The organism is Nocardia sp. NPDC051832 (assembly GCF_040681285.1).
Lineage (GTDB): Bacteria > Actinomycetota > Actinomycetes > Mycobacteriales > Mycobacteriaceae > Nocardia.
On sequence record NZ_JBFAYL010000007.1, the window covers coordinates 233,480 to 245,856 of the forward strand.

Annotated in this window: 9 protein-coding genes; all 9 read left to right on the top strand. The window is 70.3% G+C overall.

Annotated features, from left to right (window positions below; genetic code table 11):
* Positions 1 to 27 precede the first annotated feature (27 nt).
* The 9 genes from rsmH (at position 28) to murG (ending at position 12,337) form a co-directional block, all read left to right on the top strand.
* A complete protein-coding gene (gene rsmH, locus AB0M14_RS35325; RefSeq protein WP_365003659.1) occupies positions 28 to 1,011 on the top strand; it encodes a 16S rRNA (cytosine(1402)-N(4))-methyltransferase RsmH in 984 nt (327 codons plus the stop codon).
* Positions 1,008 to 1,808, top strand: a complete 801-nt coding sequence (locus tag AB0M14_RS35330; protein ID WP_365003662.1) for a hypothetical protein — start codon at positions 1,008 to 1,010, stop codon at positions 1,806 to 1,808. The genes rsmH and AB0M14_RS35330 overlap by 4 nt, the downstream gene beginning before the upstream one ends.
* Before the next feature lie 125 nt (positions 1,809 to 1,933).
* Complete coding sequence (locus tag AB0M14_RS35335) at positions 1,934 to 3,721, top strand: penicillin-binding protein 2 (RefSeq protein ID WP_365003883.1); 1,788 nt, start codon at positions 1,934 to 1,936, stop codon at positions 3,719 to 3,721.
* Positions 3,722 to 3,814: 93 nt separating this feature from the next.
* Complete coding sequence (locus AB0M14_RS35340) at positions 3,815 to 5,512, top strand: UDP-N-acetylmuramoyl-L-alanyl-D-glutamate--2,6-diaminopimelate ligase (RefSeq protein WP_365003665.1); 1,698 nt, start codon at positions 3,815 to 3,817, stop codon at positions 5,510 to 5,512.
* Positions 5,513 to 5,572: 60 nt separating this feature from the next.
* On the top strand, positions 5,573 to 7,087 hold the full coding sequence (gene murF, locus AB0M14_RS35345; RefSeq protein WP_365003668.1) for a UDP-N-acetylmuramoyl-tripeptide--D-alanyl-D-alanine ligase: 1,515 nt from the start codon (positions 5,573 to 5,575) through the stop codon (positions 7,085 to 7,087).
* A 46-nt stretch (positions 7,088 to 7,133) separates the two neighbouring features.
* Positions 7,134 to 8,210 carry a phospho-N-acetylmuramoyl-pentapeptide-transferase gene (gene mraY / locus AB0M14_RS35350; RefSeq protein WP_365003671.1) on the top strand — a complete coding sequence of 359 codons (1,077 nt, stop codon included), beginning with the start codon at positions 7,134 to 7,136 and terminating at the stop codon, positions 8,208 to 8,210.
* 49 nt (positions 8,211 to 8,259) lie between these two features.
* Positions 8,260 to 9,699: a UDP-N-acetylmuramoyl-L-alanine--D-glutamate ligase gene (gene murD, locus AB0M14_RS35355; protein ID WP_365003887.1), complete on the top strand. Its 1,440-nt coding sequence runs from the start codon at positions 8,260 to 8,262 to the stop codon at positions 9,697 to 9,699.
* Positions 9,696 to 11,219 carry a putative lipid II flippase FtsW gene (ftsW, locus tag AB0M14_RS35360; RefSeq protein ID WP_365003674.1) on the top strand — a complete coding sequence of 508 codons (1,524 nt, stop codon included), beginning with the start codon at positions 9,696 to 9,698 and terminating at the stop codon, positions 11,217 to 11,219. Before murD ends, ftsW begins: the two co-directional genes overlap by 4 nt.
* Positions 11,216 to 12,337 (top strand): undecaprenyldiphospho-muramoylpentapeptide beta-N-acetylglucosaminyltransferase, encoded by a 1,122-nt coding sequence (murG, locus tag AB0M14_RS35365; protein ID WP_365003677.1) that lies wholly within the window; start codon positions 11,216 to 11,218, stop codon positions 12,335 to 12,337. Before ftsW ends, murG begins: the two co-directional genes overlap by 4 nt.
* The last annotated feature ends 40 nt before the right edge of the window (positions 12,338 to 12,377 follow it).

Below are 12,377 nucleotides of genomic sequence, written 5' to 3' on the forward strand. Positions count from 1 at the left end.
GACGCGAGGCAGATCCGGGAGGTCGAGGTGAACCCAGAACAGCCCGGCCCCCGCCATGTTCCGGTCCTCTTACGCAGGGCCGACGACTTACTCGGTCCCGCCTTGGCCGAGCCCGGCGCCGTCTACCTCGACGCCACGCTCGGATTGGGCGGGCACGCAGAGCATTTCCTGCGCACCTATCCCGAGTCCCGCCTGGTCGGGCTCGATCGCGACACCAACGCCCTGGAGCTGGCCGGTGCCCGGCTGCAGCCGTTCGAGGACCGAATCACGCTGGTGCACACCCGCTATGACGGCATCGCCGACGCGCTGAAGCAGGCCGGCCTGGACGCGACCGCTTCGGTCAGCGCGATCCTGATGGATCTCGGCGTCTCCTCGATGCAGCTGGACGAGGCCGATCGCGGTTTCGCCTACTCCGTGGACGCGCCGCTGGACATGCGGATGGATCCGACCAGCGGGCTGACCGCCGCCGACGTCCTCAATACCTACAGTCACGGCGACCTCGCGCGGGTGCTGAAAACCTATGGCGAGGAACGGTTCGCGGGCAAGATCGCCTCGGCGGTCCTCAAGCGCCGCGAGCGCCGGCCGTTCGAAACCAGCGCCGAGCTGGTCGAACTGCTGTACGCGACGATCCCCGCGGCGACGCGGCGGACCGGAGGTCATCCCGCCAAGCGGACCTTCCAGGCTTTGCGCGTCGAGGTGAACAGCGAACTCGATTCGCTGCGCGCCGCGTTGCCGGCCGCGCTGAACTCGCTGCGGGTGGGCGGCCGCATCGTGATCATGTCGTATCAGTCGCTGGAAGACCGGGTCGTGAAACAGGAACTGGCGCCGCGCATCATCTCGCGCACGCCGGTGGATCTGCCGGTCGAACTGCCCGGAATGGGGCCGGAGTTCCGGATGCTCACCCGTGGCGCGGAGAAGGCGACCGAACAGGAGATCGAGGAGAACCCGCGGGCGGCTCCCGTGCGAATGCGGGCCGCGGAGCGGATCCAAGAGACGGAGGGGAGAGCATGAGCATCAAAGAACGTATCGCACAGCCGGGTCGGGTCGCCCGGCGTGTGCAGGCCGCTGATCGGGTGAAATCCGGTGCGGCGCAACGGGCTTACGCCAAGCGCAAGCTGCGGGCCGAAACCAAGGAGCAGATCTCGCCGAAGCTGCCCCGGCGGCGCGGCTCGGTCATGGCCACGCGGATTCCGTTCGTGGCGGCGATCATCGCGCTGCTCGGGTGCGGTCTCGCGTTGACGCTGCTGCTCACCACGCGCGCCGCGGAGGACAGCTACCAGCTCAGTGACGCGCGCTCGCTCAATCGCAAGCTGTCCGAGGAACGGGCCGGTCTGCTGCGTGAGGTGGAGGCCGCCGAATCGGCGCCCGAACTCGCCGCGCGGGCCCGTGAGCTCGGCATGATCCCGGCCAAGGATCCGGCCCGGCTGATCATCGCGCCGGACGGCACCGTCTCGGTGATCGGCGACCCGACACCCGCGCAGGGCGCGCCCGCGCCGCCGCTGAACACCGCGCCCAACCAGCCCGCTCCGCAGCCGCACGCTCAGGCGCACGGCGAGCGAGTGGTCCCCGTGGCGCCGCCGCGGACCCCGGGCCAGAGCACCGATCAGGCCAGTGGCGCCACGGCGCACACCACCGCGTCCAATCCCGCGCCCGCGGCGGCCCAGCCGGTCGCACCCAGCGCGACGCCGAGCCCGGTGCCCTCGCCGATCGCCGCGCCGTCGGTGCAGCTCCCGCGTCTGGTCACGGAATCGCCGGTGCCGCAGCCTGATCCGGCGCCCGACGCGGCACCGCAGGAGGTCGCTCGGTGACTCACACCAGGCCCGCGCCGCGTCAGCGCCGCGGGCCGCGGCCTCCCGGCGGCACGCGACCACGCACAGCGCGCGCGGCAGGAGACAATCCGATCCGGCTGCGTATCGGGGTCGGCCGGATCGTCATGCTGGTCGCGCTGGGAGTCGTAGCGCTGCAGCTGCTGTGGGTCCAGAGCATCGCCGCGCCCGGGCTGTCCGCGCAGGCCGCGAGCCAGCGCACCGCCCGGGAGATCGACCACGCCACCCGGGGCGCCATCACCGACCGCTTCGGCAACAAACTGGCCTTCACCATCACCGCGAAGGCGCTGACCTTCCAGCCGGTGCAGGTGCGCAAGGAGCTGGAAGCGAAGAAGGCCAAGAGCGCCGAGTCGTCGAAGGACAAAGACAAGCCGTTCGATCCGGACAAGCGCCTGGAAGAGATCGCCAAGACCATCCACGACAAGCTCGGCAAACAGGCGCCCACCGTCGCCGCGCTGCTGGACAAGCTGCGCGGCGACGAGACCTTCGTGTATCTGGCGCGCAATGTCGACCCCCGCGTCGCGAGCGAGATCACCGCGCAGTACCCCGAGGTGGGCGCCGAACAGCAGTCGCTGCGGGAGTACCCCGGCGGTTCGCTGGCGGCCAATGTCATCGGCGCGACCGGCTGGGACGGGCACGGCCTGATCGGCCTGGAATCCTCGCTGGACGCGGTGCTCGCGGGCACCGACGGTTCGCAGACCTACGATCGCGGCTCCGACGGCGCGGTCATCCCCGGCAGCTGGCGCGACAAGCAGCCCGCGGTGAACGGCAACGGCGTCGAACTGACCCTGGACCAGGATCTTCAGTACTACGTGCAGCAGCAGGTGCAGCAGGCCCGCGAGATGTCGGGCGCGCAAGGCGCTTCCGCGGTGGTGCTGGACGCGAAGACCGGTCAGGTGCTGGCCATGGCCAACGACAGCACCTTCAATCCCGCACTGCGCCCGGAGCACTGGGATACCGCCAAGAAGAGCAACCCCTCGGTCAGCGATCCGTTCGAGCCCGGTTCGGTGAACAAGATCATCACCGCGGCCGCGGCCATCGAGTACGGCCTCACCGATCCCGATGAGGTGCTGCAGGTTCCGGGCTCGATCCGGATGTCCGGGGTCACCGTCGGTGACGCCTGGGAACACGGCACCGTGCCCTACACCACCACCGGCATCTTCGGTAAGTCCTCCAACGTGGGCACGCTGATGCTGGCCCAGCGAGTGGGCGAGGACCGGTTCGCGGACATGGTGCACCGGTTCGGGCTGGGGCAGCGCACCGGCGTCGGCCTGCCCGGCGAGACCGCGGGCCTGGTGCCCTCGCGCGACCAGTGGTCCGGTGGCACCTTCGCCAATCTGCCCATCGGGCAGGGTCTTTCGATGTCCACACTGCAGATGACCGGCATGTACCAGGCCATCGCCAACGACGGTCTGCGGATTCCGCCGCGCATCGTCAAGGCGACGGTGGCGCCGGACGGCGCCCGCGCCGAGGAACCCGCCCCCGAGGGCGTGCGCGTGGTGAGCCCGCAGACCGCGGCCACCCTGCGCACCATGTTCCAGGCGGTGGTGCAGAAGGATCCGATGAGCGCCGAGCAGAACGGCACCGGCGCTCCGGCCGCCATCGAGGGCTACCAGATCGCGGGCAAGACGGGCACCGCGCAGAAGATCGATCAGCGCTGCGGCTGCTATTCCAGCTCCAGCTACTGGATCACCTTCGCCGGTATCGCCCCGGCCGACAACCCGCGCTACGTGATCGGCATGATGCTCGACAACCCGGTGCGCAGCTCCGACGGCAGCGGCGGGCAGTCGGCCGCGCCGCTGTTCCACAGCATCGCCTCCTGGGCCCTGCAACGGGACCGCGTGCCGCCCTCGGCCACGCAGCCGAAGCGTTTCGTCCTGCGGGCTGATGCATAACCGACGCAGTAAGCGCCGCAACACCGAGGCGCGTTGTTCGGCGGTGTGCGCGCGTCGGTAACCTGACTCGTCGCAATCCGTGCAAGACGCAAGATGTCCGAATCCGAGAGGAGCAAGGTGCCCGCGCAGTCCAGCCCGCCTGTGTTGCGGCCGGCCGTCGCGCTGTCGACACCGCTGTCCACCGTGCTGGACCTGACCGGCGCCCAGCTCGTCGGTGTGGACCGGCCGGAACTAGTGGTCACCGGCATCGAGCAGCGCTCGAACGCGGTGTGCCCGGGGGATCTGTTCGCGGGATTGCCCGGCGCGCAGGCGCACGGCGCCCGATTCGCCCAGGACGCGGTGCGATGCGGTGCGGTCGCGGTGTTCACCGATGCCGCCGGCGCCGAATTGATCGGCGCGATCGACGTGCCGGTGCTGGTCCGCGAACAGCCGCGCGCGGTGCTGGGCGAGCTGTCGGCGGCGCTGTACGGCGATCCGTCGCAACGCCTGCGCGTCATCGGGATCACCGGCACCTCCGGTAAGACCACCACCTCCTATCTGGTGGAGGCGGGCCTGGCGGCCGCCGGGCTGTCCACCGCGCTGATCGGCACCATCGAGACCCGCATCGGCGGGCAGCGGGTGCCGAGCGCGCTGACCACTCCGGAAGCCCCACAGCTGCACGCGATGTTCGCGCTGATGGTGGAGCAGGGCGTGGACGCGGTAGTCATGGAGGTGTCCAGTCACGCGCTGGCGCTGGGCCGGGTGGACGGCGTCCGGTTCGCGGTCGGCGCGTTCACCAACCTGTCGCAGGATCACCTGGATTTCCACGCCGACTTCGAGGACTACTTCAACGCGAAACGCCGCTTGTTCGCGCCGGATTCGCCGGTAGCCGCCGAGACCTCGGTGATCTGTGTCGATGACGAATGGGGCCAGAAGCTGGCCGCCGAGCTCGAGGTGCCGATCACCGTGTCCACCTGGGGCATCCAAATGGCCTCGGCGGACTGGGGTTTGGCGGGCGCGGTCGAGACCGGCGGCGGCGAGCAGGAATTCGTTGCCGCCCACCGGGGCGGGCACATCCCCGTGCAGCTGCGGCTGCCCGGTCGCTACAACGTCGCCAACGGTCTGCTGGCGATCGCGGTGTGCGCGGCGGCCGGGGTCGATCCGGCCGCGGCCGCGGCGGCGCTGAGCAAGGTCGATGTGCCGGGCCGGATGCAGCGGGTGGAAGCGGGCCAGGAATTTCTCGCCGTCGTGGACTACGCGCACAAGCCCGCCGCTGTCGAATCGGTCATCGCGACACTGCGCGGGCATCTCGAAGCCGCTGCGGCACACGGCCCGAGGCCGGAAGCGGCCGCGGCGTTCGGTGACGACTCGCCGCGCACTTTCGCGGGTCCCGCGGGACGTCTGGCGGTCGTGCTCGGCGCGGGCGGCGATCGTGACGCCGGGAAGCGGCCGCTGATGGGCGAAGCCGCGGCCCGCGGGGCGGATCTGCTGATCGTCACCGACGACAACCCGCGCACCGAGGACCCGGCCGCGATCCGTGCGGCCGTGCTCGCGGGCACACAACGGATTCCGGCCGCCGAGCGCGGCGAGGTGCGGGAGATCGGTGACCGCGCCGCCGCCATCGCGGCCGCGGTCGACTGGGCGCGCGCCGGGGATGTGGTGCTGGTCGCGGGCAAGGGTCACGAGGTGGGCCAGGAGATCAATGGGCACAAGCAGCCGTTCGATGATCGGGAGGTGCTGGCGGAAGCGGTGCGCCACAAGCACTCCGGCGACCCGGGCGATGCCGGGCCCAGCGACGGTGGCGGAGCGTGACCATGCAGAGGCCCGTGCGTGCCGCACATCAGATACCGACGCGGAGGACTTGACGGTTCGATGATCGAGATGACACTGCGTGAGATCGCGGACGTCGTGGGCGGCACGCTGCACGACGTGCCGGATACCGAGGCGCGGGTGACCGGTTCGGTCGAATTCGATTCCCGTGCAATCGGTTCCGGTGATCTATTTCTGGCCTTGCCCGGAGAGCGTTCCGACGGACATGATTTCGCGGCCGCCGCCGTCGCGTCCGGGGCGGTCGCGGTACTCGCCGCGCGTCCGGTCGGCGTGCCCGCCATCGTGGTGACCCCGAATCCCGGCGAGGTGCGGTCGAGGTCGGTCGCGCTGACCGCGGATTCGGACGGCTCGGGCGCCGCGGTGCTAGAAGCGCTCGCCGCGCTGGCTCGGGTCAGTGTCGAAAAGCTCACGGCGACAAGTGGGCTCACCGTCGTCGGCGTCACCGGTTCCTCCGGCAAGACCTCGACCAAGGATCTGATCGCCGCCGTCCTGGCTCCGCTCGGCACGGTGGTCGCCCCGCCCGGCTCCTTCAACAACGAACTCGGCCACCCCTGGACCGCGTTGCGCGCCGATGCGAATACCCGCTTCCTGGTGCTGGAGATGTCCGCGCGCGGGCCCGGTCACATCGCCGCGCTGGCGCGCGTAGCACCGCCGACCGTCGGCGTCGTGCTCAACGTGGGCACCGCGCACCTCGGTGAGTTCGGCAGCCGCGAAGCCATCGCCCAGACCAAAGGCGAACTGGTGGAAGCACTTCCGGCCGCCGGGCTGGCGGTGCTCAACGCCGACGACCCGAACGTCGCCGCCATGGCCACGCGGACGGTCGCCCCCGTGGTGACCGTCGGCCAGTCCACCGGCGCGGATATCCGCGCCACCGACATCCGCATGGACGCCCAGGCGCGCGCGGGGTTCACGCTGCACGCACCCCAGGGCAGCATCGCGATCCAGCTCGGCGTGCACGGCGAACACCAGGTCGGCAACGCCCTGTCGGCCGCGGCCGTCGCGCTGCACTGCGGCGCCGACCTCGCGACCGTCGCCGCCGCCCTGTCCGGCGCGCGCGCCGCCTCGGCCCGCCGGATGGACGTCCAGACCACCGCGGACGGCATCACCGTCGTCAACGATTCCTACAACGCCAACCCGGATTCGGTGAAGGCGGCACTCAAAGCCTTGGTGACCATGTCCAAGGCCGAAGCCACCCCCAGGCGCAGCTGGGCGGTACTCGGCGAAATGGGCGAGCTGGGCGAGGAATCCGTGCTCGAGCACGACCTGATCGGACGGCTCGCGGTACGCCTGGATGTCGACCGCCTGATCGTCGTCGGCACCGGACGACCGTCCCGCGCGATGCACCAGGGAGCGGTGATGGAAGGCTCATGGGGCGAGGAGTCGATTCTCGTGCCCGATATCGGCGCGGCTATCGCGCTACTCGACGAAGAAGTCGAGCCGGGTGATGTGGTGCTGGTCAAAGCTTCGAAGTCCGTCGGCCTCTGGGCCGTCGCCGAGCACCTGACCAGCGCGGAACGTGCCGAACAACGCAGGGGCAGCACGGAGGCAGCGCAGTGAGGGTAGTAGTGGTGGGCGAGACGCCGAGCGCCAGCGAGGCTGGTTCATGAGGCAGATATTGTTCGCGGCGGCGATCGCGCTCGCGGTGTCGATCATGTTGACGCCGTTGCTGATCAAGATGTTCGCCAAGCAAGGTTTCGGCCAGGAGATCCGGGTCGACGGCCCGGCCAGTCACCAGGCCAAGCGCGGCACGCCCACCATGGGCGGCGTCGCCATCCTGATCGGCATGTGGGCGGGTTACCTCGGCTCGCACCTGATCGGCATCATGTACAACGCCGACGGCCCGTCCGCCTCGGCGCTGCTGGTGCTGGGCCTGGCCACCGCGCTGGGCGCGGTCGGCTTCGTCGACGACTTCATCAAGATCCGCAAGCAGCGCAACCTAGGGCTGACCGCGGCGGGCAAGTACATCGGCCAGCTCGCCGCCGCCGTCGTATTCGGTGTGCTGGCACTGCAATTCCGCAACGACCACGGCATCACCCCGGCCAGCCGGCACCTGTCGTATGTCCGCGACATCGCCACGGTGTCGATGGGCGTGATCATCTTCCTGCTCTGGGTCAGCATCCTGACGATCGCCTGGTCCAACGCGGTCAACCTGACCGACGGCCTGGACGGCCTGGCCGCGGGCTCGATGAGCCTGGTGCTGGGCGGCTACGTGATCATCACGTTCTGGCAGTACTACCACTCCTGCTCGTTCGAGGTGGAGCGCGGCTGCTACGACGTGCGCGACCCCTTGGACCTGGCGCTGGTCTGTGCTTCCGGCGCGGCCGCCTGTATCGGCTTCCTGTGGTGGAATGCCGCGCCCGCCAAGATCTTCATGGGCGACACCGGTTCGCTCGCCCTCGGCGGCATGCTGGCCGGCCTGTCCATCACCACCCGCACCGAGCTGCTGATGGTCGTCATCGGCGCGCTGTTCGTGGCCGAGGCGCTCTCGGTGGTGCTGCAAGTGGCGGTGTATCGCACAACGCGCAACCGATTGTTCAAGATGGCGCCCTTCCATCACCATTTCGAACTCAGTAAATGGGCCGAGACAACAGTGATCATCCGATTCTGGTTGCTGGCCGCCATGGCCTCCGCGGTCGGACTCGGCTTGTTCTACAGCGAATATCTCTCCAAGGTCGGGTGAAACAAGCGTGGTCGACCATTCTCCACGGGCCCTGCGTTCACCGGGGCCCATGCTGGAATTCCTGCGGGGCCGTGACGTTCTGGTCGCGGGCTGGGGTGTTTCCGGACGTTCGCTGATCGAACCGCTGCGCGATATCGGCGCACACCCGGTGGTGACCGACGGCGGCGCGAAAGCGCTCGCCGAGGCCGCCGAACTCGGGCTGGAGGTAGCGCCGTGCGCCGATCTGGAAAACACCGATTTGAGCCGGTTCGCGCTCGTCATCACCAGCCCCGGCTGGCGCCCCGACTCGCCGGTGCTGGTTTCCGCGGTCACCGAGGGCATCCCGGTCTGGGGTGACGTGGAATTCGCCTGGTGGGTGGACCAGGCCCGGATCTACGGCCCGGCCCGCAAGTGGCTGGTGATCACCGGCACCAACGGCAAGACCACCACCACCCAGATGACGCACTCGATCCTGCGCGCCGCCGGCATCGCCAGCGTGGCCTGCGGCAATATCGGCCTGCCCATCCTGGACGCGCTGCGCCGCAACCCCGGCCCGCAGGTGCTCGCGGTGGAACTGTCCTCGTTCCAGCTGCATTGGGCGCCGTCGGTGCGGCCCGAGGCGGGCGTGGTGCTGAATGTGGCCGAGGATCACCTGGATTGGCACGGTGGCCTGGACGCCTACGCCGCCGCGAAGGCGCGCGCACTGTACGGCCGGGTCGGCGTGGTCGGCCTGGACGACGCGGTCGCGGCCGCGCTGGCCCGCAAGTCCAAGGCGCGCCGCACGGTCGGATTCCGGATCGGCGTGCCCGCCGACGGCGAACTCGGCGTGGTCGACGGCAAACTGCTGGACCGCGCCTTCACCAAGGCCGCGATCCTGGCCGAGGTCGGCGACATCAGCCCGCCCGGACCGGCCGGTGTGGCCGACGCGCTGGCCGCGGCCGCGCTGACCCGCGCCATCGACGTGGCCCCGCAGTTCGTGCGTGAGGGCCTGGTCGAGCACAAGGTCGGACCGCACCGCGCCGCGTTCGTGCGCGAGCTCGCGGGCGTCAACTTCATCGACGACTCCAAGGCCACCAACCCGCATGCCGCGCGCTCCTCGATTCTGGCTCACCCCCAAGTGGTTTGGGTCGCGGGCGGGCAGCTGAAGGGCGCGCACGTCGAGGATCTGATCGAGGAGGTCGCCGATCGGCTGGTCGGCGCGGTGCTGATCGGGTCCGACGCGCCGGTGATCGCGTCCGCGTTGGCGCGACACGCACCCGATGTCCCGGTCATCGAGGTGTGGGCGGGAGACGATGCACTGATGGACGAGTCGGTGCGGATGGACAAGGCCGACGCGGTTATGGCGCAAGCGGTTCGGGCGGCGGCCGGTATGGCCAATCGCGGCGACACCGTGCTTCTCGCCCCCGCGGCCGCGTCGCTGGACATGTTCGCCGACTACACCCATCGCGGCCGCAGCTTCGCCGACGCCGTGCACACCTTGGAGGACGGGGACATCGGGCGGCAGCTATGACGACGACGGCGACGAAGAGCGGGGCGGTCCGAGGTTCTCTGAAGAATTTCGGCAACGCCCGCTGGGCCGGTGCCTGGCTGGCGCGTCCGCTCGCGTCGTTCCACCTGGTCGTCACCATCGCCACCCTGCTGACCGTGCTCGGCCTGGTCATGGTGCTCTCGGCGTCCTCGGTCGAGGCCTATGCCGGCGGCCGGTCCGCCTACGCGCTGTTCATCCAGCAGGCCATGTTCGCCGCCATCGGCTGCGGGCTGTTCTATCTGGCGCTGCGGCTGCCGCTGAAACGCCTGCGGCAGTGGTCGTTTCCGATGTTCGCGCTGTCGGTGCTCGCGCTGGCGCTGGTGCTGGTCCCGGGCATCGGCTCGGAAGTGCAGGGCGCGCGGCGCTGGTTCGTGCTCGGCCCGATCTCGGTGCAGCCCTCGGAGATCGTCAAGGTGACGCTGGTCGTGTGGGGCGCGCATCTGCTCGCCTCGCGCCGTTCGGAGCGGGCGGGCCTGAAAGACATTCTGGTGCCGCTGGTTCCGGCGGGTCTGCTGGTGTGCCTGCTGGTCGTGCTGCAGCCCAACCTGTCGACCACCATCGCGCTCGGCGTCGTCCTGGCCGCGCTGCTGTGGTTCGGCGGGCTGCCGGTGCGCCTGTTCATCACCATCGCCATCTCCGGTGTGATCGCGGCGGGCGTGCTGGCCGTGTCGGCCGGCTATCGGTCCGATCGCGTGCGGTCCTTCTTCAATCCGGGCGCCGATCCGCTGGGTGCGAACTATCAGGCGCGCCAAGCGCAGTACTCCCTGGCCGACGGTGGGATCTGGGGCCGCGGCCTGGGGCAGAGCCGCGCCAAGTGGAGTTATCTGCCCAACTCGCACAACGACTTCATCTTCGCCATCATCGGCGAGGAACTCGGCTTCCTCGGCTGCGCCCTGGTGCTCGGGCTGTTCGCGCTGTTCGTCTACACCGGCCTGCGCATCGCCGCCCGCTCGGCCGATCCGTTCCTGCGGCTGCTCACCGCCACCGCCACCACCTGGATCACCGCGCAGGCGCTGATCAATATCGGGTACGTGGTCGGATTGCTGCCGGTGACCGGCCTGCAGCTGCCGCTGGTCTCGGCGGGCGGTTCGTCGCTGGCGATCACCCTGTTCATGTTCGGCATCATCGCCAGCGCGGCCCGGCACGAACCCGAGGCGGTCGCCGCGCTGCACGGCGGCGCGGACGGACGATTCAGCCGGCTGCTGCGCCTGCCCAAGCCGGAGGTGTACTCGCCCGCCAAGGCCGCCTCCTCGGCCCGGGCCCGCAACGCCGCCAGAAACCAGGCGCAGCAACGCAAACGCCCCCAGGCGCAGCAGCCCCCGCGCGCCCGCCAGTCCCAACCTCCGCGCGCCCGCCAGCCTCAGCCGCCGGCCCGCCGCCCGCAACCCGGCGCCGACGGGGCGGGTAAGAACAGACGCGGCACCAGCTCCCTGCGCTCGACCCGGGCCTGGGAACCGAACTATCCGATGCCCCACGCGAGAGAACGAGGTAGAGACAGGTGAGCGCCATTTCGGTGATCGTGGCCGGCGGTGGCACCGCGGGACATATCGAACCGGCGCTCGCCGTCGCCGACGCGCTGCGGCGGCTCGACGAGTCGATCCGCGTGACCGCCCTCGGTACCGAGCGCGGCCTGGAGAAGGACCTGGTGCCCGCGCGCGGGTATCCGCTCGAACTCATCCCGCCGGTGCCGTTGCCGCGCAAGCTCTCCGCCGACCTGCTGCGCCTGCCCGGGCGGGTGCGCGCGTCGGTCGCCGCGACCCGGGCCGTGATCGACAAGGTCGACGCCGATGTCATCGTCGGTTTCGGCGGCTATGTCGCTCTGCCCGGCTATCTGGCCGCCCGCGGCGGCTTGCTCGGCCGCCGGCGCGCCGTGCCGATCGTGGTGCACGAGGCCAACGCCAAGGCGGGCATCGCGAACAAGGTCGGCGCCCGGTTCGCGACCAGAGTGCTTGCCGCCGTCCCGGACTCGGGTCTGGCCGGGGCCGAGGTCGTCGGCATCCCGGTGCGGGCCGCCATCACGACCCTGGACCGGGCCGCGTTGCGGGCCGAGGCGCGCGCGCACTTCGGCCTGCCCGCCGAGGGACCGGTGCTGCTCGTGTTCGGCGGTTCGCAGGGCGCGCGCACCTTGAACGAAGGCGTCTCCGGCGCGGCGCGCGAACTGACCGCGGCCGGTATCTCGGTTCTGCACGCGCACGGCCCGAAGAACACTCTGAGCCTCGCGGACACCAATGGCGCTGCCGCGCGGTATGTCGCGGTGCCGTACCTGTCCCGGATGGATCTGGCCTACGCCGCCGCCGACGCGGTGGTGTGCCGCTCCGGCGCGATGACAGTGGCCGAGGTGTCCGCGGTCGGGCTGCCCGCCGTCTATGTGCCGCTGCCGCACGGCAACGGTGAACAGGAACTCAACGCCCGCCCGGTGGTGGCGCAGGGTGGTGGCAGAATTGTCGCCGATCAGGACCTGACCCCGGGCTATGTGATCAACGAGGTGATACCGCTGCTGCGCGATCCCGCGCGGCTGACCGAGATGGGCCGCGCCGCGGCGGGCGCGGGACACCGCGACGCCGCCGACGAGGTTGCCCGCATCGTGGCGGCGATCGGACGAGAGAGGAGGGGACAGTGAGTAAAGAGCGAACGGCTCTCCCACCCGACCTGCAGCGGGT